This window comes from Neobacillus sp. K501 (genome assembly GCF_053749995.1).
On record NZ_JBSLYA010000002.1, the window covers coordinates 352,321 to 378,432 of the forward strand.

Here is a 26,112-nt window from a genome sequence, read left to right on the forward strand (position 1 = left end):
AATATTGCTGTTGTTCATTCACACCTTAATCCTCCCATTGAATTAACCCTTTTCTACGGAACCAATTCATAATTCTTCGTTCTGCAAAGCGGTTAAATTTAGTAATAAATCCATCTGTCTGCGCCACTGGGACAACTAGAATGGTATGAAAACCACTGCGATTTCCACCTAAAACATCCGTTAATAATTGGTCACCAATCACCACTGTTTCTTCTTTTTTAATGCTCATTTGGGATAATGCCTTGTTAAACGCTCGTGTCATTGGCTTCCGCGCCTGAAAAATAAACGGAATCTGCAATGGATCTGAAAAAGCTTTAACCCGCTGTTCATTATTGTTAGAAACGATTGTTACAAGAATCTCTTCCTGTTTTATCTCTTCGAACCATTTAATTAATTGCGGAGTGGCATTTGGGCGATCCCATTCCACAAGTGTATTATCCAAATCAGTAATAATCCCCTTAATTCCTTTTGCTTTCAACTCAGCAGGGGATATATCTAAAATGCTTTTCACATGTTCATCAGGTAAAAAGTTCTTTAACACTTCACTTACACCTCATTAATTCAGCTTTTAATTCTAAATGCTTATCTGTACCATCATAACCAATTTTATCCTTAGTTTCAAAGTAAAATGTATCTGTAATCTACCTTACCTTAGTTATTATTCGTCAAATTACGACATTCTTACAAAAAAGCCACCAATTTCTACTGGATATTTGATAAGAAAAAAATATTTTTCGACAAAACGGACGCATCGCTCTACCTGTGGATAAAGTTATTAACATTTTCCCCTTAGTAAAGGACAGTTTTTAGTCCTTTATAAACAATTTAATCACAAGTTATCCACTGATAATTGTGAATAATTGGTAAGGTTGTCCTGTTTAAGTAATTTTGGTAGATTTAGGGTACACCAACTGAACCTACCATTTTATGTTCATTTATTTCAATTAGACCATTTATTTTTACTATGGAGGTGCATTCTGGCTTGCGTAAACTGTCAGATGAATTATTAATTGAATCCTACTATAAAGCGAGAGAATTAAAGCTAAGTCCTGATTTTATTTATCTTATTGAAACGGAAATTCAACGCCGCTCTTTATTTCACAAGATGAAGATCTCTTAATATGCCCTTATATGGGCTTTTTCTTTTTTTCAAGACTTTAACGGCGCTCAGGAGCGCCGTTTTTGTTTATATTCCAGACTTTCTGAGCAAGCTTCCAAGCTTTTCACCAACCTTTATATCCTTTGGTGTATGTATGGAAGGATCTAGCTGAAAAATTCCTTTTTCAAACAATAGTACAACTGTGGATCCAAAGCTAAAATAGGCTATTTCTTTACCTTTTTCCAGCGTTGATCCTCGATGGGTTGTTTCAATCGAATTAACAAACATCGCCCCCACCTTGACGATTGCAACTTGTCCCGAATCCGTTTCCACCTCGGTAATGACCCTGTAATTCTTTGCCAGTGTCCTTACTCCATATTTTAACCCCAATTTATTAACCGGATATGATTTAGATCCGAGTGTCCACTTCTTTCTGACCGTACCATTAACAGGACTATGAATTCGGTGATAATGACTTGGACTTAAGTAGAGGATCATAAAGGTTCCATTTACGTAGCATCTAAAAGAATCATGATTTCCTAACATTTCTTCAATCGAGTAAATTTTCGCTTTCACCTTGATCTCACTATTCTCATTAATCGTTCCTACATCCTCAATGACAGCATCCACAGGACTAACAACGACATCATGACTATGGTCAACTATTCTCGCATCCTTCTTCAGCTTTCGAATAAACAATTCATGAAGGGTCGGGTATTCTTGCAATGAATTTTCCATCTCATTTTGATTTAACTTATAAACTTTTGCAAACGATGGGACAATAAAACGGCTTGCCTTTGAACGGGCAAATTTCATTAAAATTTTGGATGTCCATCTACCATTTGTTAGTTCTATCAATAGTCGATATAATGACTGTATCATCAAATTCCCCCAAAAAGTGTAAATATACTCTTTACGAAATAGCATAAAAAGCATAAAATTAAATACAATAGACTAACTCAAGGAAATGTAGTACACTTCCGATTTGTTAAAAAAGGAGTGGTGTAGAGAAATGTTCTTATTAGACATTTTCGATTCCACAATTAAAAAGCTAAAATCTCAAACAGCAAATGTCATCACATTAATTAACTTATCCTTTGGTGGATTTGCGATTATTTTTGCCATGCATGGCAACTTAAGAGCCAGTCTCCTGTTAATCTTTGTGGCAGCATTAGCTGATCGTTTTGATGGCATGGTTGCAAGAAAATTTAATATTGAATCAGATTTAGGCAAGCAATTGGATTCCATGAGTGATATTATATCATTTGGAGTAGCGCCAGCACTATTACTATATCAAGGAATTTTGCATGAATTTGGTGGACCCGGTTCATTTTTTACGGTATTTTATATCGGATGTGGTGCATTTCGTTTAGCTCGTTTTAATATTACTGAAAGCAATGGCTACTTTACAGGATTACCAATTACGGCTGCTGGTTGTATTGCAACATTAAGTTTCTTAGCGATTCCATACTTGCCAGCACAAATATTCTTATTTCTAATCATTATCCTATCCTTCCTAATGGTTGCACCATTTAAACTTAGAAAAGTGTGACGCAGTTAAGCCCAGCAGATGCTGGGCTTTTATCATAGGCGATTGGCACCCAATTATATAAATTTATTCTGGACAGACACAATCCTTCCTCTCCTTACATAGGAATTATTAATAGGCGATAGTCCCAGAAAAAAGTACGGGGGTGGATTTGTATGGCCGGAATTTTAACAGCACTTGGTTATTTAATTAAGGAAATAATATTTCTTGTCTCATATGTAAAAAACAATGCCTTTCCGCAACCCCTATCTGCTGCAGATGAACGAAAATACTTACGCTTAATGGCGGAGGGGGATGCACATGCTCGGAATATGCTAATTGAGCATAATTTGCGGCTAGTTGCTCATATCGTGAAAAAATTTGAAAATACCGGGGAAGATTCAGAAGACTTAATCTCGATTGGAACGATTGGGCTAATTAAGGCAATTGAAAGTTATTCCGAGGGAAAAGGTACGAAGCTAGCTACGTACGCGGCCCGATGTATCGAGAATGAGATACTAATGCATTTGCGGGCTCTTAAGAAAACAAAAAAAGATGTTTCCTTGCATGATCCTATCGGTCAGGATAAAGAAGGAAATGAAATTTCTTTGATTGATGTATTGAAGTCGGAATCAGAAGATGTCATTGATACCATTCAGCTTAACATGGAACTTGAGAAAATCCGTAAATATATAGATGTTCTTGACGACCGAGAGAAGGAAGTCATTATTGGCCGCTTCGGGCTTGATCTTCAAAAAGAAAAAACTCAGCGTGAAATCGCAAAAGAGCTAGGGATTTCACGAAGCTATGTATCAAGGATTGAAAAGCGGGCGCTAATGAAAATGTTTCATGAATTTTACCGTGCAGAAAAAGAACGGAAGAAAAAATAGAACCAGAGTTGGAATTATTCCAACTCTGTTTTACCATTTAACAACTGGTTCTTCCATTGATTACCACCATCTAAAGATTCATATAAGTCATTATTATAGGTAGTAAACGCCATTTGTAGTGGATTTTTCGGATTAACCGCTATATATGTGATCGGATTCTGGTAATCTAAAAATGGAATGGTGAAATTTATTTCTTCCCCTGTTAGAGGATTCATTTTCTTTAGCAGAATATTTTCATTTTCAACACTTGAAAATAAAATCTCATCCCCAGTAAAGGTCAGTCCTGTCACCATATTGGTGCCAGTAATTAATTTCATCGTGTTTGCACTATCTTCTGAATAATAAATTCCCGATCTTGTCGACATCGCGATAATATCATCATTTTCTGGATGAACAGCTAACATTCCAAGAGAATCTGCTTGAAAACCCTCTAATTCACTTGATTTCCACGTTTCGCCGTTATCCGTTGAGTAGTTTACACCTAAAGCTAAATCATCGTTCGCTTCTTGGTTTATCACATAAATACCGTCACCATTAAAACTTGCCCCCATAAAATAAAAACTATTTTCCCCATAGAAAGCTAACTTCTGAAGCGTTTCCCCTTTGTCTTTACTTTGGACAATTCCAAGTGGGTCCTTTAATCCCGTACCCTTTTGTGGTTTACCACTAGCAATAAAACCCTCAGATACCGCTTGAAAACCAAGAAAATCATGCTTGTTCGTTGTCGTTTTATACCACAGATTATCTTTAAATAGCCTTAAACCATCATCCGAAGCAATATACAAAGCATTATCATTACCTGGGTAGCCAATCCCGCGAATTTGCTCAACCTTTAATTTCTTCTCCTCAACCATTTCGAAATCAACTGTTTTATCAAAACTACTTTCTTGCTCCGGCTCTTTCTTATTCTGCTTCTCATTTGAACAACCAGATAAAATGATCAGCAGGCCTATAAAAATTGTAAGGATCTTCGTATGACTCTTCATATTTCTCCTCCAGCATTAACTCTTTTTACAAATTAGACTCCATCCACTTATACCTTAGGTTTGAAACGATTGTCAAATAATCGCTCTTTACGGCACATGCCTATACCAGAAAGTATACAGGCACATACGCTAATAAAAAAAGGAAAAGGGGGTATTGTTGTGTCATACGGTTATCCATACCCATCTTACTTTCCAGCCCCTTATCCAGCTTATCCTGTTCACTATGCAGGCAGCAGTGGAGCATGGTACGCACTGTTTATCGTACTATTCATTATCGTCCTCATCTTCGGAGGCTGGTGGTATTTCACAACCTTCTGTTAACAATGTTATTCTGCTTATGCACTGCGCATAAGCTTTTTCTATTAATAGAATTTTTCAAAAAAAGGGGTGTTCCAGTTTAACTGGAACACCCCTTATAATTAATTATTCAACACTTAACTCTGCAATTATTACGCAGCCAATTGCTCCTGTAATAACTAGCGCCATCACCATCATGAACATTTTCTCCACCCCTTTAGATAGATCCTGCTCTTCTAATTTGAATTTATCATATTTTCACAGTAACTAACTCCAAGGGATGTGAACATTTTGTTAACAAAGATTTTTTAATAGTAGCAATATAATTTTGATATGATAACATTATTTCGCTTTTTTCTTAGGTCTTAAGAAAAGCGACAAAAGAATCGTATGCAACGGCAAATTCGATTACCTCCTATACTAGATTTAAACTAGGTGGTATCTTTCATACCCCATAAGCTTGCTCCCCGACCTTGCATTAAAAATATCATTAATAAAACCACCTTTCTTTATCGATTATTTTTTACAGATTACAAAATGTAATGAACAGATATTTGACGATCTTTATTTTGCTCGTAAAGCTTTTCAACTTGTTGTTCGTGAATGGCTTCTTCTACACTTATCTCACGTTTTTTGATTGTAATTGATAAAAAGAAAATATTAAGAGTCATGGCTTTTCACCTCCTCTAATAAGAGTGATTACAAGAAGTGATGCACCGAAACTTGACGATCTTTGTTTTGTTCATAAAGCTTTTCAGCCATCTCGTTCTGTGCAGCTTCTGTAAGATTTACTTGACGTTTTTTTATAGTTATTGAAAAGAAAAAAATATTTAGGGTCATTTTTATTGACCTCCTCTAGTAATTTTAGTATTTATTACATTAAATGGTGCACGGAAATTTGCCGTTCTTTGTTTTGTTCATAAAGCTTTTCAATCATCTCTTGTTGAGAAGCTTCTTCAAGATTCATTTGACGTTTATGAATTGTAATGGAGAAGAATAGTATATTTAGCATCATGTATATTACCTCCTTTTTCTAAAAATGGAAAAACATATCCAAAATGGCACAAAAAGGCCGCAAGAAGTCACCCCCTTGCGGCCAGTTTTTGAGCACAAAAATGCCGCAGGGCAGCACTCTCCCTGCGGCATGGATATGTAAGATTAATTAATCGTTAAGCAATCCATTCCAGTCTGGTCGAATGCATGTTATTTAATTTTGAAGTTGTCATGGCAATGCCTGAGTACCTGCAATTGTTAGTCATCATCATTTTCTTCGACCTCCTTCGGAATTTTTTACTAACTACGGTAATTATATCCATCACCACATACTTTGTAAACCATTTTTTTGAAAATTTTTCGAAATAAATAAATTGCCTATTAGAAAAGCGGAAGCGCCCTGGTCAGCGGCGTATGGCCTGGAGCGCTCCAACTGAGATAAAGGAAACACGAAGAGCGGAGCGATTCGATGTTGACTTATCGTAGGGCGGAGAGCGAAGGACACTAGCCGCTAGGGCGCTGGAGCTGGACATTTCACAAATCCGAATTAATACGCTTATCTAAAAAATAAACGTCCCCATTATCGGGAACGTTTATTTTTGGCCGTGTGATCCTTCTTCGATATCCATTAGTTTTAGCTTACATTTCTTTGATTCAATAAAGAATAAAATCGAAACTGCTAAAAAAGACATAGAACAAATCATCATTATATTTTGATCAAACTCATTTTTTATGTCCGTTGGAATGATTACACCTAAATAGAAAAAAACACCCACAGTGAGTAATATCACGGCGAATCGTTTAAAATCAATCATCTTTTCAGAAAGGATTTTAATTTGATTCTTCAAAGTTTATCACCTGCTTTTCTTAAAATCTACTAAGCTACTTTAACACAAAATTTGAAGGAAAGCAGAATGTAAATTATAGAAAAGATACCAGGTTAATTGAAAAATCCGGCTCGGAAGCCGGATATAGTTCACTATTCTAAAGCTTGTGTTAAGTCTTCAATTAAGTCTTCGACGTCTTCAAGGCCGACTGAAATACGTACGAGACCATCGACAATACCTAATTCGGCACGGCGTTCTGTTGGGATTGAAGCATGTGTCATTCTTGCAGGAACTGAAATTAAGCTTTCCACAGCACCAAGGCTTTCTGCTAATGTGAAATACTTAATTTTACTTAATAACTTATCTGCATTTTCTGCGCTGCCAACATCGAACGATACCATCCCGCCAAAGCCCCTTGCTTGCCTTTTGGCAATATCATGGTTAGGGTGTGTTTCAATACCAGGATAGAAGACTTTTTTAACAGCTGGATGTCCCTGAAGGAACTCTACAATCGCCCTAGTATTGGCTTCTGTTTCTTCCATGCGAATACCGAGTGTTTTGATACCTCTGATTAACAACCACGAATCCTGAGGCCCTAAAACGCCGCCAGTTGAATTTTGTACAAAATGTAAGTCTTCAGCTAACTGGTCACTATTTACCACCACTAAGCCAGCAACAACATCGCTGTGTCCTCCAATGTATTTAGTCGCACTATGCAAAACGATGTCAGCGCCTAATTCAATTGGATTTTGCCAGTATGGTGTTGAAAACGTGTTATCTACAATCGTTAACAGACCATGCTCTTTCGCGATTTTAGCAGCTGCTTCAATATCGGTAACCTTAAGTAATGGATTTGTTGGCGTTTCGATATAAATCGCTCTTGTGTTCGGGCGAATTTCACCTTTAATATTGTCTAAATTGCTTGTATCAACAAAAGTGGAGTCAATTCCAAATCGGTTTAAAACCTTTGTCATGACACGGAAGGTACCGCCATAAACATCGTCAGTTAAAATAACATGATCACCACTGTTAAACAGCATAATAACGGCCGTAATAGCTGCCATACCGGAACCAAAAGCAAAGCCTGCTTTACCGCCCTCGATATCTTTGATTAACTCTTCAAGAGCATTCCGCGTTGGATTTCCAGTTCTTGAATATTCAAAGCCTTTATGACCACCGACACCTTCTTGTTTATAAGTACTTACCTGATAAATGGGAAAAGATACAGCACCTGTTGCTGGGTCAGTGCTCATTCCGCCATGGATTAATTGCGTTTTTCTTTTCACCTTAAATCCCCCCTTCAAATATCTTTTTACTTAAATATCGTTCACTTCCGTCTGGAAAAATGACAATGATGTTAGTACCTGGTTCAGCTACTTCTGCTTCAAATAGCGCTGCCTTAAATGCCGCACCAGACGAACTGCCGACAAGCAACCCTTCCTTTTCAGCCAATTCTTTTACAAGCTGAAAGGCATCAACATCCATTATCGTATGAATGGCATCAAAATAGGCAGGATCCATATATCCAGGCAGAAATTCCATTCCAATGCCCTCTGTTTTATGGGGTCCTGATTCACCACCGTTTAAGATTGATCCTTCTGGTTCAACAATGACTGTTTTTATGGCTTTATTTTGTTCCTTCAAATAGCGTGCTGTCCCCATGAATGTACCGCCAGTACCTGCACCAGCAATAAAAACGTTGACATTTCCGTCCAGCTGTTCCCAGATTTCCGGACCAAGCGTCTTATAATACGTTTCAGGGTTGGCTGGATTGCCAAATTGCTGAGGACAATATGCTCCAGGGATTTCCTTCTTAAGCTCTTCTGCCTTAGCAATTGCACCCTTCATCCCCTTTTCTGTCGGGGTATGAACAATCTTTGCTCCGAGTGCCTTCATAAGCTCTTGCTTTTCAATACTGAACTTTTCCGGAACACATAATAGTACCTGAACTCCTTTATTTAAAGCGGCAAGTGCTAAGCCAATCCCCGTATTTCCTGCTGTAGGTTCAATGACTGTTCCTCCCGGCTTAAGCTTTCCACTTTCAAAAGCCTCATTTAGCAGTTCCATTCCAAGCCGATCCTTGACACTTCCCCCAGGATTCATGAATTCCAGTTTCGCAAAAATCCGAACACCCTGAGGAAGTGGAAACTGTGAAATTTCCACAATAGGTGTCTGACCAATTAATTCATGAACACTTTTGTAAACCTTCATTTTCCCACCACTTTCATGCTGACTACCCTAATGCCGCTACCATCTTCATGACCAATGTGGCTGAATGGGTTGCTGCTTGATCAATAAATTGATCAAACGAAATTTCAGATTCTTTACCCGCAATATCTGATAACGAACGAATAATCACGAATGGAACATCAAATCGGTGTGCAACTTGTGCAATCGCGGCAGCTTCCATTTCTACTGCTTGTAAATTTTCAAATTTTGATCGAACAAATTCCACTCGTTTAGGATCTTCCATAAACGAATCCCCAGTTACAATCAAGCCTTTTACAATTTGGAATTTCTCCAGTTCTTTAGCTGCGTTTTCGGCAACAGTAATTAACTTTTCATCCGCTGTAAATGCTGGCGGAAGCTGCGGCACCTGTCCATATTCATAGCCAAAAGCCGTTACGTCGACATCATGATGTCGGACTTCTGTGGAAATGACAGCATCACCAACATTTAAATCTGGATTAAAGCCCCCTGCCGAGCCTGTATTGATAATGCAGTCTGGTTTATATTTTTCTAATAGAATTGTTGTTGACATCGCGGCATTTACTTTTCCAATTCCAGAACGCAGCAATATCACTTCTGCTCCTTGCATTTTTCCAAATGTAAACTCGCAGCCGGCAACGGTTTCTTGCGTTTGCCCTTCAATATTTTCTCTTAGTAGTTTTACTTCTTCTTCCATTGCTCCGATGATGGCAATTTTCATGTACAAACCTCTTTCTTATTGTTTTACACCTTCCATTAACCAGACAAAGTCATTGAAGCGTGTAAAAGTCACGCGGAAACCATTATTTTCAAAAATGTTTTTTAAAACAGGAATTGTCGTATAATATTCCGTTTCCAAATCACTTGCCAGGTTATGAAAGCCTTGATCTTTTGCATTAACGATTGCATTATTATAATCTTCCTCTGATTCATACATCGTATCCGCAAACACTATTTTACCACCTTTAGAAAGAAGCTTGCCATAATGAGCTACTGCATTTGCCTTTTCCTCATCAGTAAGATGATGAAAAGCATACGTACTTACAAAGGTACCGACATTTTCTATTTCAGGAAATTGAAGAAAATCACCATCAAGAATCTGTACTGATTCGCCAAGCTTCTCTTCGGCTATTTTTCTCATCGCTGGCGAAGGCTCAATTCCGGTAACAGGTAAGCCTGTTTCTATCAATTTTTTTGTAAGATTCCCTGTACCAATTCCAAATTCAACCACATGACCCTGTGAGCGGTCTGCTACTGCATCAAGTATTTGATAATACCGCGAAAAAACCTCTTTATATTCTAAATCATGTCCCACAACGGTTTCGTCGTATGAACCTGCCCATTCCTCAAATATATCTAAAAATTCTCTGCCCATATGTCTTCCCCCAGATGCAATCTTATAATTCCTATGAGTATACTATGAATTATCTATAAACATGTTATCATACAGACTGTATTTATTCAAATTTCATTGCGTGAACAAGTAGGAAAAACTAAAATGTAGTGGAAAGGGTGATAGAAATGAATTTTCAAATTGATTTTATCGAGGATAAGGTAGAATTTTTCGAGGCAACTGATCTGAAATCCTTAGAAAAAAAGATTGAGGTTAAAATTGAAGAAAATAAAGCTATTTTGTTAGGCGTCCATTCTGTCTCACATCAAATGCATGTGACGGATAAAGGACAGACTTTCTTTACAGCAGTTGTTCATTTCAAAAAAAAATAGGATGGGAATCCCCATCCTCTTACCTCTCAAGTTCTGATAGTTCTTCTACTTTTGTAGGCATCCAGCCTTGACCATCCACCCATTGGATGAAGACTCGATATTTTTCCTGTGTTTCCTTTGAATAGACTGTTCCCACAGATCCATTTGTTGCAGATTGGTCTCTTCCTAACCAATAAACCGTCATCGTGCTCTGATCTAATCCAGTTGCATAAGAAATGGCCTTCAACATTTCCTGCCAGTCAACGGATGTATCATCATAAACAGGATTGTGAACACCAGATTGCTCTGTGCCAACTGGTTTCCATGATGGATTTTCAATCGTTTTCAACACATTGGAAGTACCATCTCCCGCTGTCACTATTGCCTCAGAATCATCAGCTTCTTCAGAATCAGAATCATCTTCTTTGTTTTCATCTACTTTATCATCATCATCTTCTTTTCCTGACTGTTTATCTTCAGTTTGTTTTTCTGTATTATCTTCTGCTTTATCATCTTTACTATTCGTTTGTTTCTCTTCGGTTTTTGGTTCAGGGGTAGATGTTGCTTTTTCTTCACCTGAAGAAAAAATCGAGTAAGCAACAATAACGATAAGTGCTAGGACAATGACAATCAAACTATTTAAAATAAGATTCGTTTTCTTTCTTTTTGCTCGATAACCAGAGCGCGAACCTGATTGGAAATCGTTACTCAATATTATCCCTCCGTAATAAAAATGCTGAAGCCCCTAGGCGCTGGAGCTAGACATTAAATAAGGTCTTCAATATTCTAACATGAAACGATGAGAACTTGAAGGAATATCCCTTAAGTTAGGACTATTGATTCCCTTTGTTATTGTCATGAAGCATTTTTACCATATCGGCAAATAATAAATTTACTCCACCTTCACTGTCTATCACATCAAGATTGACCGTAACTAATGCATATTTAGGATTTTGGTAAGGAAAGTACCCGGCAAACCATTTATTATGCAATTGATTGTCTCCCTCATATTTGCCTGTCTCTGCCGTACCCGATTTCCCTGCCACTTCATAGGGGAGATTTTGAAACCATTTTCCCGTGCCATTAGGATTAATCACAACCTCTCTTAACAGCTTTTGCAGTTTCATAGCCGTATAAGGTGAAATGGTTTCACCAGGTAGCTTTTGATTTTGGAAATCAACCATGGTTGTCCCATTTTTATATTCAATTTTGGCAGCGGTTCGAACCATTTCCTTTTTACCACCTTTGGCAATGGTGGCCATCATATTAGCAATAGCGAGTGGAGTTGCACGTACCTCATGTTGACCTATCCCGGACATCGCTGCAAAATTGGGGTCTTTTCTGGCCTCCTCAGATAAAAATACTCTCCCCTTATCCTCATCGACAAGCTGTTTAAAATGACTCGTATGGTAGACTTCTCCTTGCCAGCCAACTGTGCCTGTCAAAGACAATTTCGCCGCATACTCCTCTAATAAGCCCTTATCCCTTTTCTGCAGCTCTTTTGCCAGTTCACCAAATGCCCGATTACAACTTCTCGCAAAGCTGTCAGAAAATGAAAGCATCCCATAATTATATTTCAGCTCAGGATCACCATTAATTTTTTTGCTGCAATCAAATAATCGAGTAGGATCATCAAGATTTTGATCGATAGCAGCGGCGGCCACGACGGTTTTAAAAATAGACCCCATTATTTCTTGCTTAAGCATTCTGTTCGTGATCCCCGCACCGCTATATGGATCTTTTTTATCAATTGCTGGTCTAGAAACACTTGCAAGCACACTGTTGTTTTCAATATCGAGCAGGATTAATCCACCCTTTTTAATCCCATACTTGTCCACTAACTCCTCGGACTTTTGCTGCAAGCTATTATCTAAAGTGGTTCTTACATTAACAGGATAAAAGGGATTAGCAGGATCAACGTATTTAACATTGATTCCAAAAAGGGGTGCGCCATCCCCATCCACATGGTAGACAAGTTTCGATTTCCCTTCTGGAAGCAAGAACTCGTCAAAACTCTCCTCCAGCCCGGAAACACCGATTAGTGTTTTTTCTGAAAGTTCCTTTTTGGGATAGCGCTTTTTTAATTCCTCCACATTTTCTCCGGTAAGACCAATTAATTGCTCCGCTGGAATACTGGCGCGTTCAAATTTCTTTTCAATAGCAAAAACCCCTGGTATTTCTAATTGATTAATTCTCTCCATTTGGGAAGCCGTAAGCTCAATTGGCATAGGGTCCCCGTAGGAGAATGGCTTTTTTGCCGTTTCAACAGCAATTTCTAAATTTTTCACTGATATGCCAGTGATTGAGGAAACTTTTTTCACATCCCAGTCCATAGTTTTTAAAAAAGGAAATAGGACAAGGACAGATACTTTTTTATGGGTTAAAAAGTTACCGTTCCGATCCAGAAAATTACCACGGCCATTATCAATAACCAATTCTTGCGTTCTTTGCTTTACACTCTCTTCCAATAAATTAACATGGTGCTTAGAAAATGACTCTGTTTGTATTAACTGAATTTGAATGAGACGTCCAATAAGTAATAATAAACCAGCCATAATTAAAAATAGCAAACCCTTTGTTCGCTTATGCCACATAAAAAACACCTCGTCAAAAGTTTTGACGAGGTGTGCTCATTTCAAACATTTATCCCTAAAAATGTATTACTTGATCAAAACGATACGAACGCTCATTTCACCACCAGGAGTTTGAACGGATACTTCATCGCCCACTTTTTTCCCGATAAGGCTTTTAGCAATTGGAGAATCATTTGAAATCTTTCCTTCAAATGGATCTGCCTCAGCGCTACCAACGATTGTATATGTTTCTTCCTCACCATCAGGAAGCTCAACAAAAGTGACAGATCTTCCAAGGGCTACAGCGTCGCTTGTCATTTCTCCTTCTTCGATGATTTTAGCGTTGCGAATCATATTTTCTAACGTCGTAATACGACCTTCAACAAAGGCTTGCTCTTCTTTCGCGGAATCATATTCAGAGTTTTCAGATAAATCTCCGAAGCTACGAGCGATTTTAATTCTTTCAACAACTTCTTTCCGCTTTACTGATTTTAAATATTCAAGCTCTTGTTCTAATTTCTCTTTACCTGCTTGTGTCATTGGAAATACTTTCTCTATTGCCAAAACTCTCACTCCTTCTAGTCTTCACAATCCCCCATAGATTGTGGATGAAAAATTATGTAGGTTGTCAAAATACATAGGAGCGCGTCCTCTAAAAAGGGCGCGCACTCCAGTATGGATTTTATTTTAGACTTTTCTTAGGCTATTGTGTCATAAAAATGATTTTTGTTCAAGAATTGTTTGAATTTTTGTGACCATTAAATCAATAGCGACGTAATTGTGGCCGCCTTCTGGGATAATGATATCGGCATATCGTTTGGTTGGTTCGATAAACTGATTATGCATTGGCCGTACCACATTTGTGTATTGATCAATCACTGAGTCCAATGTACGTCCACGTTCTTTAATGTCACGAGACAAACGTCTAATAATTCGAATATCAGCATCTGTATCAACAAAAAGCTTAATATCCATTAAATTACGTAATCGTTCATCTTCAAGAACTAGAATGCCCTCTAAAATAATTACATCCTTAGGCTCTACATTAATCACTTCATTTGAACGTGTATGGAGCGAATAATCATAGACAGGCTTATTTATTGCCTCGTAGCGCAAAAGCTTTTCGATATGTTCAATTAATAAGTCATTATCAAACGCCAGCGGATGATCGTAATTCGTTTTTAAGCGTTCCTCAAAGGGGAGTTCACTTTGATCTTTATAATAATAATCTTGTTCTAGCATTAAAATGGAATGACCTTTAAAGCTTTCATAGATTGCTTTCGTCACACTTGTTTTTCCCGAGCCGGAACCTCCGGCTACACCAATAACAACCGGTTTGCGCATCAACCTAGTTCTCCTTTCGCATCATGTTGTTAGGGTAAACCGGTTTGTCCAATTTAAATTGTACAATCTGAAGCGGATGTCTAGCAGCATCCAATTCATTTCCTTTTTCATCCCAAATCTTATCAATCACATGAGTAAAGTTTTGAATTTCCGGTCCGAAGAATTCGACTTCATCACCCGGTTTAAAATGATTCCGCTGCTGTAGCGTAACCATCTGTGTCTCTTGATTATACTCCAACACAAGACCGACAAATTCAAACTTTGTCTTCTTGCTATGATTACCAAACATTTGCTCTTTATACCCTGGAACACCTTCAAAAAATGCTGGTGCTGTTTCACGATTGGCACATTTATCGAGCTCTGCCAGCCACTCTCGCTGAATCACAAAGTTATCAGGGTCTGCGCAATAAGCATCAATTACTTTGCGATAGACACTTACAACTGTTGCAATATAGTGAATAGATTTCATACGGCCCTCGATTTTCAAACTATCGATACCAAGTTCAATCATTTGTGGAATGGCTTGAATTAAATTAAGATCTTTCGGGCTCATCGCAAATGGCGAATCGTTTTCCGCGAATAGCGGTTTTTCCTCTGTGACACCTTCCAATTGGTATAAATCATAATCCCAGCGGCAAGATTGACAGCATCCGCCTCGGTTTGAATCCCTTGCGGTCATGTGGTTACTCAATGTACAGCGGCCTGAATAGGCAATACACATCGCACCATGGATAAAGGTTTCAATTTCAATATCTACCATTTCCTTCATTTCTTTGATTTCCTCAGCACTAGTCTCACGTGCTAAAACAACACGTTCTAGACCCTCTTCCTTCCAAAACTGAACAGCCTTCCAGTTTGAAAGTGATTGCTGCGTGCTTAAATGTACTTCAATTTCTGGTGCAACACGACGGCATGTTTCAATGATTAGCGGATCAGCAACAATGATTCCTGCCACTCCCGCTTCCTTCAAGCCAAGTAAATAGTCCTCTAAGCCATCGATATTTTCATTATGGGCAAATATATTTGTTGTTACGTAAATTCTTGCGCCGAATTGTTTTGCAAATTCGACACCTTCCTTCATTTCATCGAAGGTAAAGTTATCAGCATTCGAACGTAGACCATATTCTTGGCCGCCAATAAATACCGCATCTGCGCCATATTGAACAGCTATTTTTAATTTTTCAAGATTTCCTGCAGGTGCAAGGAGTTCGGGCTTTTTCACAATGACACGTTTTCCATCGATGATTTCAGAAATCTTATCTTTAACGATATTCACGAATGAACTCCTCCTTTTTAATAAACTGTTTCTTTGAAAAAGAATCCTGTATCTAATTTGCGGTTAGCTGGTTGTACCTTTTCAATTGCAGCTAATAACTCATCCTTTTTATCTTCATATAGATCTGGATCCTCAAAAAATAAATCAACAGCTTCACGGTAGGCTTTCGTAACGGCAAGAAGATATTCAGACGTTTTTAATATCCCATCAATTTTGAATGAATCCACACCTGCTTCAAGCATTTCTTGAAGCTCGTCAATGATGCAAATATCATTTGGGCTCATAATATGAGTACCATTCTCATCTTCAAAGATTGGATATTTATTTTCACGTTCTTTGTCATGCAGGAACATGTTTTTTTGCTGTTTTCTATTTTCGATTTCCATTGCTTTTCCTTGATATTCGAAATAGTTTCCAAGCAGCGAACGCTTTGATTGGAACATACAGCTCATCCCATGTACCAGGACTTCAATTTCTACTTCTGCATTTTCTTTTATTTCCACGATGGCATCCATATTAATTTCACGGGCTAGTACGGCACGTTTCGCACCTTTTTTTCCCCAGTAATTACATGTATACCAATTCGTTCCTGTTGTTTCTGTGCTCCAATGAAGTTTCATATTTGGTGCTGCTTCACGCGCTGCCATTAAAACAGCAGGATCACCGAAAATAATCGCATCTGCCTTTGCTTCACTTAAGAATCCAATGTAGTCGCCAAGCTCATTGATTTTTTCATTATGAAAAATGGCATTCATGGCTACATACACTTTCTTTCCTTGGGAATGAGCTAAGTCAATGGCTTTCTTAACATCATCCCGGTTAAATTCACCAGCAAGACGCAGGCCATATCTTTGCTCACCAATAACAAACGCATCTGCCCCCGCTTCTGCTAAAGGGAGAATATCTTCAGTCGTTAGTGGTGTAACCAAAATCTCTGTTTTTTTCATCGTTTTCACCTCTTCTTTTTACTGATCGCGATTCCGTCTCCGACCGGGAGAATAACCGTGTGATAATCAGGGTGATTCATCAACCAGTGGTTAAAACCATCTATTTTTCTAACAAGATTACGAATCCTTTTCGACTCAATTTCTGTTTCGGCTACAAGCCCTTTAAACAACACATTATCGGTAAGGATTAGTCCATCCTCATTAAGGAATTTAGCGTAAAGCTCGAAGAATTTCTGATACTGGCCTTTTGCCGCATCGATAAAAATCGCATCATAAGGCCCGTGTTGACGAACCATTTCTTCCACTTCAAGAGCATCCCCTTTTATCAAGGTTATTTGTTCGCCGTGCTCTGAACGTTTAAGGTAATCTTCCGCTAACTGAATCCGTTCTAAATCTCTTTCAATGGTTACAATAGCTGCTTTTGGAAGTGCTTCGGCCATTCTTAAAGCCGAATAACCTATTGCCGTTCCGACTTCGAGAATTTTATTTGTTTGATGGATTCTTAAGATTTGAAGCATCGTTTCCATTCCAGCTAACTCCATAATCGGAACCTTGTGATTTAATGCAAAACTCTCCATTTCCATGAAGAGTGAGTTGCGCTCTGGTATAAGTCCCTCTATATAAGAATGCAGCTTATCATTTTGCAAGCTGTCATCACCCTCTCTCGAAAAGCGTAAGTACCTTGTCTTAATTCTTTTGAACCCCAAGCTCTTAGGCACTAGCTAAACCTTCTATCTATAGACATGAAAAAATAGCGTTTATAAAAAAACGCTATGACCTGCATAAAAACACTTGAATTATTTTAACATAATTATGGAGGAAAGAAAACCTCTCCCCCTAATCAGCCTTTAATTTTTATTGGTAATATGCTTTTCTTTTTCAAGATTATGTTCTTCCAATGTCTTAGTAAAAATGACATCTCCCTCCCCAGTTGCAAGGAAATATAAGAACTTTGTATCTTCTGGCTGTAATGACGCTTCAATCGAATCCTTACCAGAATTGGCAATCGGCCCTGGAGGCAGTCCAACATGCTTATAAGTATTATACGGTGAATCGACCTTTAAATCTTCGTACAACACTCTTTCCTTGTGCTTTCCTTGGGCATAAAGAACGGTAGGGTCTGTTTGTAATGGCATTCCCTGTTCAATTCGATTATAAAAAACACTGGAGATCTTCTTGCGATCCGCCTTTTCTGTTGCCTCTTCTTCAATCAATGAAGACATGGTCAAAAGCTGGTGTATTGAAAGTTCCTTCTCCTGACTTTCCTCTGCAAATGGAGCCAACACTTTCTCTGTTTGTGTCAGCATCGTTGAAACCATTTCTTCAACAGTAGGATTCGGCTTGTAGAAGGGGTAGGTCGCTGGGAATAAATAACCTTCTAATGGATATTTAATATTCGGATTTAAAATATCAGAAGTTAACAGATCAGGAAATTTAGCCATCATCGATTGAATAAATGTCTTATCATTCAATTGATTAAATACTTCATCTTCTGGCTTATTAATTGCCTTCGCCATGATTTGTGCGATTTCCTTTAATTGTTTTCCTTCGGGAATCGTTAATTGAAAAGCTGCTTTTTGCAATACTTTACCTGTTTTTAGTCGATTCACGATTTCTGGAATTGCCATCGAAGGACTCAGTTCATATTCCCCCGCCATGAAACCTGCCTCATTTTTAAATTTCACATAATATTTAAAGACCTTTGCATTTTTGACAATACCACTATCTTCTAATCTTTGGGATATTCCAGTGATCGAAGACCCCATTGGAATTTCAACTTTTTTCTGTTCCTTGCTATCAGGGTCAACCGGCTTAAGTGCGGACTGAATATAAAGGTATCCGCCCCCGCCAATCACAGTTATAACCAATAGCGATACAATCGTGATTGTCATTACAATTCTTCGGACAATTTTTGCTTCACTTTGATGCTCAAGCATTTTTTTCCGAATCAACTCTTTCTTCTCATTCTTTCCATCTGTCGACATTTAGCTGCTCCTCCCTACAACCGGTGAAACATGTATCTTTCAAACTCACATTTATATATTATAAAAAATGCATATCGGTATTATTTCAGCATATACGGAGGAAAATGTCAATTTATCACGAAAAGCGGAAGCGCCTTGACCAGGGGCGACAGGCATAAGACAAGCCGGCGAGAAGGTTGCTCTTTAACCTTCTTGACGGATTGAACGAAAAGTGGAGGCGACTGCTCTGGGACGAAGGCGTAAGACGATCACTGCAAGAAGGCGCTTTTTGCCTTATCAGTGGGCGGCTTACGACTCGAGTCCCAAGGAGCCGGAACTAGACACGCTTATGACCCGAGCCCTAGGCGCTGGAGCTGGACATCACGAAAAGTGGAGGAAAATTGGATAAAAAAATCGACCTTGATATAAAGGTCGATTTTTCAAATTTATTCTTCTTCTTCCTGCTCATCGTAGAAAGTATTAAGCATTTCTTCAACCATATCCCACTCTTCTTCTGTTTCAATTGGGATTAGCTCACCATCTTCTCCGTCTTCTGAAGGATTAAAGGCATAGGCATGGATTTCTGGTCCTTCTTCATCGTTTTCGTTCTCTCCTATTTGTTGAAACAACACATAGGACTTACCGAATTCTTCTGATTCAAAAGTAAAGAGCACTTCACATAATTGCTCGTTTCCTTGTTCATCGACAATCGTAATTTGATTTTCTCCGTGATTCATTTCTTCACCTCATTAATTTTTGCTATCAAGATAGCCTTGTAAAATCATCACTGCTGCCATTTTATCGATTACTTTTTTTCGCTTCTTTCGGCTGACATCCGCTTCAAGTAAGACCCGCTCTGCCGCCATCGTTGTTAACCGCTCATCCCACAAGACGGTGGGCACAGCAAAACGATCCTCGATTTCCTGAGCGAACCTCTGGCTGGCTTCTCCGCGAGGTCCAATCGAACCATTCATATTTTTAGGCAAACCAATGACAACTTTACTTATACCATACTCTTTTATTAATTGACCAATTTCATCAAAACCAAACAGATTTTTTTCTTCGTTGATTTTGAGGGTTTTGAGGCCCTGAGCAGTCCAGCCAAGCTCGTCACTTAGCGCGATACCGACTGTTTTAGAGCCTACATCTAATCCCAATATCCGCATTCCTTAACCCTCTCGCTGTTGTTTTAGATAGGATTTCACCAATTCCTCAATAATTTCATCCCGCTCCAGCTTCCGAATGATATTGCGTGCATCTCGGTGACGGGGGATATAGGCAGGATCTCCAGACAGTAAATATCCGACGATTTGATTAATAGGGTTATACCCTTTTTCCTGCAGGGCTTCATACACTTGAAACAAGACATCATTAACGTCATGCTCGAAAGGCTCTTCAGGAAAATTAAATCTCATCGTTTTATCAAATGAGCTCATGACATGCACCTCGCATTTTTACTGGATCAATTACCTATTATTCTACACTACTTTGTCCCATTATCAAATGGATTTAACCCATTCGTCAACGAATTGTAGGGCAGAGTCCAGTTTTTCTGGATCTTTTCCTCCTGCCTGTGCCATATCAGGTCGGCCGCCTCCGCCGCCTCCGCAAATCGAAGCTGCTTCCTTCACTAACTTTCCTGCATGATAACCTTTGTCAATTAGATCTTTCGTGACAGCGGCAATTAAATTCACTTTGCCTTCATTCACACTGCCTAGCAGGATGACTGCAGAGCCGAGTTTTTGTTTTAAATCATCTACCATACTTCTTAAGTTATTCATGTCAGTCGCTTGAACCTTCGCAGCTAACACTTTAACACCGTCAATTTCCTTGACATTCGAAACAAGGTTACCTGCTTCAATATTTCCAAGTTTAGCAGCTAGTGATTCATTTTCGCGCTGCAGCTGTTTCATCTCATTCAGCAGGGCATCGATTCGGTTAACCACTTCTTTCGGATTCGTTTTTAATTTATCAGCAGATTCCTTTAATAGTCCAACCTGTTCATTTAATAACTCGTATGCTCCTTGACCAGTAACTGCTTCAATCCTGCGGGTACCTGCCCCAATTCCACCTTCAGATACAATTTTAAACAAACCAATAACCGATGTGTTCGGTACATGGCAACCGCCGCATAGCTCAAGGCTGTAATCGCCAACCTTAACGACACGAACGATATCTCCATATTTTTCACCAAATAGGGCCATTGCTCCCATTTCTTTCGCTTCAGCAATTGGTTTTAGGCTAATATCAACTTCGATATTCTTCCAAATTTTTTCGTTTACGATTTTCTCAATTTGCTCTAATTCTTCCGGCTTCACTTGGCCAAAATGAGAGAAATCAAAACGGAGACGATCTGGTTCTACAAGAGATCCAGCTTGATTAACATGTGTCCCAAGTACATCCTTTAAAGCTTGATGTAACAAATGGGTTGCCGTATGGTTCTTAATAATTTGCACTCGGTTTTCTTGATTAACTGTAGCCTTAACAGCTAAGTTATTTCTTAATGTTCCGGATTGAACCACTGCTTTATGAAGATTTTGCCCGTTAGGAGCCTTTTGGACATCTTTAACAGCCACAATAACACCATTCGCTTCCAATGTTCCGCGGTCAGCAATTTGTCCTCCGCTTTCAGCATAAAAAGGTGTCACATCTAAAATAAATTGAACCTCTTCACCTTCAGAAGCCTCTTCAATCAATTCACCATTTTTCAACAATGCAATAACTGTAGCATTTGTTTGCAACTGTTCATAGCCAACAAATTCACTACCAACTTTCAGGTCACCGAGAACGCCGCCTTGAACCTGCATTGAGTCCACATCGTGACGAGCCGCCCGTGCGCGCTCACGCTGCAATTCCATTTCTGCTTCAAAACCGTCATGGTCAACCTTCATTCCTTCTTCTTCTGCATATTCCTCTGTTAATTCAACAGGGAATCCATAGGTGTCATAAAGACGGAAAATGTCGGCACCTGAGATAGTATCACTGCCTTTATCCTTTTCCTTTTTAATGACACTGCCAAGAATAGAGAGCCCTTCATGAAGAGTTTCATGGAAACGTTCCTCTTCATTCTTAATGACCTTTTGGATGAACTCCGTCTTTTCTTTTACTTCTGGATAGAAGTCGTGCATGATCTCACCAACAACTGGTACAAGTTCATACATGAATGGACGGTTAATATTAATTTGTTTCGCATAACGGACGGCACGGCGCAGTAAGCGGCGTAACACATAGCCACGTCCTTCATTAGAAGGCAGTGCTCCGTCTCCAACCGCGAAAGCAACGGTACGAATATGGTCAGCGATAACTTTGAAAGCAACATCCTTTTCCTTGTCATCACCATATTTTACGCTAGCAATCTCTTCCGTCGAGCGGATGATTGGGATAAACAAATCTGTATCAAAGTTCGTTGGAACATTTTGCACGACGGATGCCATTCTCTCTAAGCCCATACCGGTATCAATGTTTTTCTTTGGAAGGGGTGTATAAGTGCCGTCTGGATTATGGTTAAACTGGGAAAAGACAAGATTCCAAACTTCTAGATAACGCTCGTTTTCACCGCCAGGATAAAGTTCTGGATCTGTTGGATCATTTCCATATTCAGGACCGCGGTCATAGAAAATCTCCGTATTTGGACCACTCGGACCTTCACCAATGTCCCAGAAGTTCCCTTCTAAACGAATAATGCGTTCCTCAGGAATACCGATTTTTTTGTACCAAATATCAAATGCTTCATGATCTTCTGGGTGAATCGTGACTGATAAAAGCTCCGGGTCCCAGCCAATCCACTTTTTATCCGTTAAGAATTCCCATGCCCATTCAATTGCTTCTACTTTGAAATATTCGCCAATTGAAAAATTCCCAAGCATTTCAAAAAAAGTATGATGACGTGCAGTCTTTCCGACATTTTCAATATCATTTGTACGAATTGACTTTTGCGCATTTGTGATTCTTGGGTTATCAGGGATCACCCGGCCATCAAAATATTTCTTTAAAGTTGCCACTCCACTATTAATCCACAACAAAGACGGATCATCGTGCGGGACGAGTGGTGCACTTGGTTCTACAGTATGTCCTTTTTCTTGAAAGAAATCTAAAAACATTTTACGAATTTCTGAGCCCGTTAAATTTTTCATTTCTTTACTCCTCCTAAAATTTGTCCAGCTACCGCCCCTAGGCGCTGCAGCTTTTCCTATAAAAATAAACACAAAAAAGCCCTCATCCCTAACAGGGACGAGAGCTTGCCTCGCGGTACCACCCTGATTATGAACACAAAAAGTCCGTGCTCATCTCTCAATATTGCCTTAACGCGGCAATAACGGCAGTGGTTAGCTGCACTCCAGATTAGCTTTCTGTTATCCTTCATCTAGAGCTTCTTACAGCCAAGGAAGCCCCTCTCTAAAAGATGGTCTACAACATACTTGATCCTTCAACATGTTCATCCAAATTATTCTATATGTGGATTATAGCTACCCAAAAAACGTTTGTCAATCTGCTTATTGCTTTAACGTGATTGCTCTTTGATTTTACTTTCTATAAAATGGTTCTTCGCATGCATAATACCCACTTTTAATACGGCTAAAACAGGGACAGCTAAGATCATGCCAATAATTCCGCCGATTTCCCCTCCTGCTGTTAAAGCTAGCATGATCATTAATGGGTGCATATGCAGGCTTTTTCCAACTATGTAAGGGGATAATATATTCCCCTCTAGAAATTGGAGTCCAAAGACAATCACAAGCGTAATGATCACTAATTTTACCGAGATTGTAGCGGCAATGATCACTGCCGGAACAGCCCCGATTATGGGGCCAAAATAAGGAATCACGTTTGTGACACCAATGATAAAACCTAACAGTAAAGGATACTTTAGATGAAACAGCCAGAACAACAAAGTCGAAAGACTGCCAATGATGACGCATACAAGGAGCTGGCCTCGTATATAGCTTCCTAGGGATTCATCAACATCTTTTAGAAAGCGGATCCCCTGCTTCCGCCATTTTTTAGGGGTGATATACCAGACAGCCCTTTTAATAACAGGAAAATCTTTTAACATATAAAAAGCGATAAAAGGAATAATTAAAACGGCAAGGGCAGAACTTAAAAATTTGAGTAAGATATCGATCATCACTTGCAACAGCGAGTCCAATTTTTTTTCAAAACCATTGATCCCAGCATTCATCTGTTCTTGAATGCCATTGGGCCATTCTCTCGTATGTGATTGCAAGGTTTTAATCCAGCCTTGATATTTCTCAGCAAGAAAAGGAGCACTTTCCGCAAGATCTCTTAATTGGGCAATAAATGCTGGAATTCCTTTATATAAGGCGAAAGCGATTCCCCCAAAAAAGAGAAAATAAATCAAAAAAATCGCTAACCCACGGTGCAATCCCTTTTCATGCAACTTTTCAACAACCGGGTGAAGCAAGTATGTAATGAACCCACCAATCACAAATGGCAGGAGAATAACGATTCCCATGTTTACAACTGGTAACCAAACAAATCTTATTTTTAAGAAAACGTACAAGGAGATTAGTAAAAGAAGTAAAAATCCAATTCGATAAAACCACTTCATACGTATTTCCAACACGAATGCCTCCTTTGTTGTTTTTATTCTTAGAGACATCTGGTGGAATTATACAAGAATCCCCCTCACTTGTGATGAGGGGGATTGATTTTTAGAACAAAGCTCTTTTTACTTTCCGTTGCATTCTCTTCATTTGTCGGGCAGAGATCATATTGTTTCTTTGTGCGATATTATAAGCTGCAATACCAGCACCGAAAGCTAAGGCAGAAGTCATCATCTTGTTCATACGTTTCACCTCTAAATTATTTTTTATAGGGTGTAACGACGCTCTTCTTCTTCAAACAAATCATCAAGGGAACTGAGTGTACCATCCTCTTCAACCTGATGGGTATTGATAATACCTTTACCAAGAGATAATTCAATAAAACAATTCCAGCAATAATATTGGTTTATCCCGATTTTACCAATATCCTTACTCTGACAATTAGGACACTTGAACATGAAATGACACCTCTCGTTTATTCTACATCTACGATGATGGCATCCTTTCCAATCGCTGGGGGCACTCCGGAATGAATTACCTGTTTACCTTCCGATATGTCTGAAAAGAAACCATCCGTTATTTCGTACCCTACGATTGTGCCCAATTCCTCATGAAAATATACGTCCTCTAATAACCCCAATGATTCACCACTTTTGGTTATAAGCATCTTCCCGCTTAAAGAGCGCTGATGGGTTAACGTATATTCTGGACTTGTTTTTAGTTTTTCAAGGTATTCATCATCATCAATCATGACCCCATCCCAGCCGAAGGATGATACATCTTGGATGTTGAGGAAAAATGACTGTTTGAAGAACGCGCCTTTTTTTACGATAAGGCCTTTGACTACCCCATCGTTCGTGATCCACAAGTCTGTAACTTCACCGATTTTGGCTCCCGTTTTCGCTTCAAAAACAGGTTGACCTTTCAAAAGACTAAATGTTCGCAAAGAGTGTCCCACCTCCTTATGAACATTTATAGTTTCAGTCAATCACCATGAAATCATAAGGTGTAAGGTTTTCCATTGTGGTTTGGGTTCAAACCCTTTATTTACTAAGGCTTCCAACGTTGGTTTACTCGATTTGGTCACAGGAAAAACAACGAACTAGCGTTCTGTATAAAATTAAAATAAATGACTACTTTTTTTGAAGTAGTCTATGGCTTCTTATTTAATTTCAGCCCCCTATTTAAGAATATTTCTTCACAATCATTATTTTTATAATTAAGATGGTTACCCTTGTCACTATAATTCATTTTAGAACCAAAATTTATTATTATGCAACGAATTCCTGATTAACCAAATCCTAGAAAAGTAACAATCCAAAGAATCGCTTCTAACTTATACGTTTCTTCATAGTATTAACCTTGAGATTGGGATATAGGGTGATTACCTTTAAATTTATCTAATATTTTTAATAAACCAACGAACCCTCTAATAATAAACAAGGTAAAATTAACACTGGCAAAAGTATGGAAAGGTGACCATTTTCTCCATTTAAATAATCCTGTTTTGTTTTCCATAAACCATTGACCCAAACTCATAGGAACACTAAAAATAAAACTTTTAAGTAATATTTTCCAAAAATTGTCGTTGTATGAAATCTTAACCCAAATAACACTTAGAATCGGGAAAAACAACATGTCATAAATAATATTCGTTTTAAAAATTTTTGGAAAAGGACGAACTGGATATTCAACTCTTTTAGTTGCAACAACATATGCATCAATAAGAGTCGAAATAATTCCTTTTGAGAAAAAAATAAGCAGATTTTCTCTCATTTTTGAGCCTTTAAATAAAAATGGCAATGAAAATATGCATAGAGCTGTAAGTAAATTTAACAATTTTTTCTCCATAAAGAACACCGTCCAAAAGGATTAATTAGTAATATTATTACATTTACCTATTCAATTAAGT

The 26,112-nt window shown here is 38.5% G+C and carries 33 protein-coding genes and 1 other annotated feature; of the genes, 5 read left to right on the forward strand and 28 right to left on the reverse strand.

Features of this window, described 5'->3' with window-relative positions; translation table 11 throughout:
* Positions 1-25 precede the first annotated feature (25 nt).
* A complete protein-coding gene (locus tag ACWM35_RS06300) occupies positions 26-541 on the reverse strand; it encodes a YqeG family HAD IIIA-type phosphatase (RefSeq protein WP_454816531.1) in 516 nt (171 codons plus the stop codon).
* 441 nt (positions 542-982) lie between these two features.
* On the opposite strand from ACWM35_RS06300, the gene ACWM35_RS06305 reads away from it, so the two are divergent.
* Positions 983-1,120 carry a sporulation histidine kinase inhibitor Sda gene (locus ACWM35_RS06305; RefSeq protein WP_454816533.1) on the forward strand — a complete coding sequence of 46 codons (138 nt, stop codon included), beginning with the start codon at positions 983-985 and terminating at the stop codon, positions 1,118-1,120.
* A gap of 66 nt (positions 1,121-1,186) precedes the next feature.
* Here ACWM35_RS06305 and ACWM35_RS06310 read toward each other — a convergent pair whose 3' ends face one another.
* A complete protein-coding gene (locus ACWM35_RS06310; protein WP_454816535.1) occupies positions 1,187-1,981 on the reverse strand; it encodes a phosphatidylserine decarboxylase in 795 nt (264 codons plus the stop codon).
* 130 nt (positions 1,982-2,111) lie between these two features.
* Between ACWM35_RS06310 and pssA the strand changes: the two genes are divergently transcribed.
* On the forward strand, positions 2,112-2,651 hold the full coding sequence (pssA, locus tag ACWM35_RS06315) for a CDP-diacylglycerol--serine O-phosphatidyltransferase (protein ID WP_454816537.1): 540 nt from the start codon (positions 2,112-2,114) through the stop codon (positions 2,649-2,651).
* Between the two features lie 152 nt (positions 2,652-2,803).
* Positions 2,804-3,517: an RNA polymerase sporulation sigma factor SigK gene (sigK, locus tag ACWM35_RS06320; RefSeq protein WP_454816539.1), complete on the forward strand. Its 714-nt coding sequence runs from the start codon at positions 2,804-2,806 to the stop codon at positions 3,515-3,517.
* A 14-nt stretch (positions 3,518-3,531) separates the two neighbouring features.
* On the opposite strand, the gene ACWM35_RS06325 is transcribed toward sigK, so the two are convergent.
* Positions 3,532-4,503, reverse strand: a complete 972-nt coding sequence (locus tag ACWM35_RS06325) for a F510_1955 family glycosylhydrolase (RefSeq protein ID WP_454816541.1) — start codon at positions 4,501-4,503, stop codon at positions 3,532-3,534.
* 159 nt (positions 4,504-4,662) lie between these two features.
* On the opposite strand from ACWM35_RS06325, the gene ACWM35_RS06330 reads away from it, so the two are divergent.
* On the forward strand, positions 4,663-4,824 hold the full coding sequence (locus tag ACWM35_RS06330; protein WP_454816543.1) for a hypothetical protein: 162 nt from the start codon (positions 4,663-4,665) through the stop codon (positions 4,822-4,824).
* Between the two features lie 506 nt (positions 4,825-5,330).
* Here ACWM35_RS06330 and ACWM35_RS06335 read toward each other — a convergent pair.
* From ACWM35_RS06335 to ACWM35_RS06370, 8 genes are all read right to left on the reverse strand, one after another.
* Complete coding sequence (locus ACWM35_RS06335; RefSeq protein WP_454816544.1) at positions 5,331-5,471, reverse strand: YrzI family small protein; 141 nt, start codon at positions 5,469-5,471, stop codon at positions 5,331-5,333.
* Between the two features lie 28 nt (positions 5,472-5,499).
* Complete coding sequence (locus ACWM35_RS06340; protein WP_454816546.1) at positions 5,500-5,640, reverse strand: YrzI family small protein; 141 nt, start codon at positions 5,638-5,640, stop codon at positions 5,500-5,502.
* Positions 5,641-5,674: 34 nt separating this feature from the next.
* Positions 5,675-5,815 carry a YrzI family small protein gene (locus ACWM35_RS06345; RefSeq protein WP_454816548.1) on the reverse strand — a complete coding sequence of 47 codons (141 nt, stop codon included), beginning with the start codon at positions 5,813-5,815 and terminating at the stop codon, positions 5,675-5,677.
* Between the two features lie 571 nt (positions 5,816-6,386).
* A complete protein-coding gene (locus ACWM35_RS06350) occupies positions 6,387-6,641 on the reverse strand; it encodes a YrhC family protein (protein ID WP_454816550.1) in 255 nt (84 codons plus the stop codon).
* 131 nt (positions 6,642-6,772) lie between these two features.
* Positions 6,773-7,906 carry a bifunctional cystathionine gamma-lyase/homocysteine desulfhydrase gene (locus ACWM35_RS06355; protein WP_454816552.1) on the reverse strand — a complete coding sequence of 378 codons (1,134 nt, stop codon included), beginning with the start codon at positions 7,904-7,906 and terminating at the stop codon, positions 6,773-6,775.
* A 1-nt stretch (position 7,907) separates the two neighbouring features.
* The gene (locus tag ACWM35_RS06360; protein WP_454816553.1) at positions 7,908-8,831 is read right to left on the reverse strand and encodes a PLP-dependent cysteine synthase family protein; all 924 of its coding nucleotides are present in this window, start codon (positions 8,829-8,831) and stop codon (positions 7,908-7,910) included.
* Positions 8,832-8,853: 22 nt separating this feature from the next.
* Positions 8,854-9,549, reverse strand: a complete 696-nt coding sequence (gene mtnN, locus ACWM35_RS06365) for a 5'-methylthioadenosine/S-adenosylhomocysteine nucleosidase (protein WP_454816555.1) — start codon at positions 9,547-9,549, stop codon at positions 8,854-8,856.
* Positions 9,550-9,564: 15 nt separating this feature from the next.
* Positions 9,565-10,203 (reverse strand): class I SAM-dependent methyltransferase, encoded by a 639-nt coding sequence (locus tag ACWM35_RS06370; protein WP_454816557.1) that lies wholly within the window; start codon positions 10,201-10,203, stop codon positions 9,565-9,567.
* A 146-nt stretch (positions 10,204-10,349) separates the two neighbouring features.
* Between ACWM35_RS06370 and ACWM35_RS06375 the strand changes: the two genes are divergently transcribed.
* Positions 10,350-10,553 (forward strand): DUF2536 family protein, encoded by a 204-nt coding sequence (locus ACWM35_RS06375; protein WP_454816559.1) that lies wholly within the window; start codon positions 10,350-10,352, stop codon positions 10,551-10,553.
* Positions 10,554-10,572: 19 nt separating this feature from the next.
* Here the strand turns inward: ACWM35_RS06375 and ACWM35_RS06380 are convergent, their stop codons facing one another.
* From ACWM35_RS06380 to ACWM35_RS06460, 17 genes are all read right to left on the reverse strand, one after another.
* A complete protein-coding gene (locus ACWM35_RS06380; RefSeq protein WP_454816560.1) occupies positions 10,573-11,244 on the reverse strand; it encodes a DUF1510 family protein in 672 nt (223 codons plus the stop codon).
* A gap of 121 nt (positions 11,245-11,365) precedes the next feature.
* Positions 11,366-13,126 carry a peptidoglycan D,D-transpeptidase FtsI family protein gene (locus ACWM35_RS06385; RefSeq protein ID WP_454816562.1) on the reverse strand — a complete coding sequence of 587 codons (1,761 nt, stop codon included), beginning with the start codon at positions 13,124-13,126 and terminating at the stop codon, positions 11,366-11,368.
* A 66-nt stretch (positions 13,127-13,192) separates the two neighbouring features.
* Entirely contained in the window at positions 13,193-13,669 is a 477-nt protein-coding gene (greA, locus tag ACWM35_RS06390; protein ID WP_454816564.1) for a transcription elongation factor GreA, read from the reverse strand.
* A 147-nt stretch (positions 13,670-13,816) separates the two neighbouring features.
* Positions 13,817-14,452: a uridine kinase gene (udk, locus tag ACWM35_RS06395; protein WP_454816566.1), complete on the reverse strand. Its 636-nt coding sequence runs from the start codon at positions 14,450-14,452 to the stop codon at positions 13,817-13,819.
* A gap of 1 nt (position 14,453) precedes the next feature.
* Positions 14,454-15,725, reverse strand: a complete 1,272-nt coding sequence (locus ACWM35_RS06400) for a peptidase U32 family protein (RefSeq protein ID WP_454816568.1) — start codon at positions 15,723-15,725, stop codon at positions 14,454-14,456.
* Between the two features lie 17 nt (positions 15,726-15,742).
* The gene (locus ACWM35_RS06405; RefSeq protein ID WP_454816570.1) at positions 15,743-16,672 is read right to left on the reverse strand and encodes a peptidase U32 family protein; all 930 of its coding nucleotides are present in this window, start codon (positions 16,670-16,672) and stop codon (positions 15,743-15,745) included.
* Between the two features lie 5 nt (positions 16,673-16,677).
* The gene (locus ACWM35_RS06410; RefSeq protein WP_454816571.1) at positions 16,678-17,319 is read right to left on the reverse strand and encodes an O-methyltransferase; all 642 of its coding nucleotides are present in this window, start codon (positions 17,317-17,319) and stop codon (positions 16,678-16,680) included.
* Positions 17,320-17,520: 201 nt separating this feature from the next.
* On the reverse strand, positions 17,521-18,657 hold the full coding sequence (gene mltG, locus ACWM35_RS06415; RefSeq protein ID WP_454816573.1) for an endolytic transglycosylase MltG: 1,137 nt from the start codon (positions 18,655-18,657) through the stop codon (positions 17,521-17,523).
* A 425-nt stretch (positions 18,658-19,082) separates the two neighbouring features.
* A complete protein-coding gene (locus ACWM35_RS06420) occupies positions 19,083-19,373 on the reverse strand; it encodes a DUF1292 domain-containing protein (RefSeq protein ID WP_454816575.1) in 291 nt (96 codons plus the stop codon).
* Between the two features lie 12 nt (positions 19,374-19,385).
* Positions 19,386-19,802 (reverse strand): Holliday junction resolvase RuvX, encoded by a 417-nt coding sequence (gene ruvX / locus ACWM35_RS06425; RefSeq protein ID WP_454816577.1) that lies wholly within the window; start codon positions 19,800-19,802, stop codon positions 19,386-19,388.
* A 3-nt stretch (positions 19,803-19,805) separates the two neighbouring features.
* Positions 19,806-20,072, reverse strand: a complete 267-nt coding sequence (locus ACWM35_RS06430; RefSeq protein ID WP_101579205.1) for an IreB family regulatory phosphoprotein — start codon at positions 20,070-20,072, stop codon at positions 19,806-19,808.
* Positions 20,073-20,135: 63 nt separating this feature from the next.
* Positions 20,136-22,769, reverse strand: coding sequence for an alanine--tRNA ligase (gene alaS, locus ACWM35_RS06435; protein WP_454816579.1), 2,634 nt, complete (start codon positions 22,767-22,769; stop codon positions 20,136-20,138).
* Between the two features lie 90 nt (positions 22,770-22,859).
* Positions 22,860-23,075: a binding site (T-box leader), on the reverse strand.
* Positions 23,076-23,137: 62 nt separating this feature from the next.
* The gene (locus ACWM35_RS06440) at positions 23,138-24,217 is read right to left on the reverse strand and encodes an AI-2E family transporter (RefSeq protein WP_454816581.1); all 1,080 of its coding nucleotides are present in this window, start codon (positions 24,215-24,217) and stop codon (positions 23,138-23,140) included.
* A 91-nt stretch (positions 24,218-24,308) separates the two neighbouring features.
* Positions 24,309-24,443 (reverse strand): YrzQ family protein, encoded by a 135-nt coding sequence (locus ACWM35_RS06445; protein WP_454816583.1) that lies wholly within the window; start codon positions 24,441-24,443, stop codon positions 24,309-24,311.
* Between the two features lie 23 nt (positions 24,444-24,466).
* Positions 24,467-24,658 carry a hypothetical protein gene (locus ACWM35_RS06450; RefSeq protein WP_454816585.1) on the reverse strand — a complete coding sequence of 64 codons (192 nt, stop codon included), beginning with the start codon at positions 24,656-24,658 and terminating at the stop codon, positions 24,467-24,469.
* A 17-nt stretch (positions 24,659-24,675) separates the two neighbouring features.
* Positions 24,676-25,146: a PRC-barrel domain-containing protein gene (locus tag ACWM35_RS06455; protein ID WP_454816586.1), complete on the reverse strand. Its 471-nt coding sequence runs from the start codon at positions 25,144-25,146 to the stop codon at positions 24,676-24,678.
* A gap of 410 nt (positions 25,147-25,556) precedes the next feature.
* Entirely contained in the window at positions 25,557-26,051 is a 495-nt protein-coding gene (locus ACWM35_RS06460) for a CBO0543 family protein (protein WP_454816588.1), read from the reverse strand.
* Positions 26,052-26,112 lie beyond the last annotated feature (61 nt).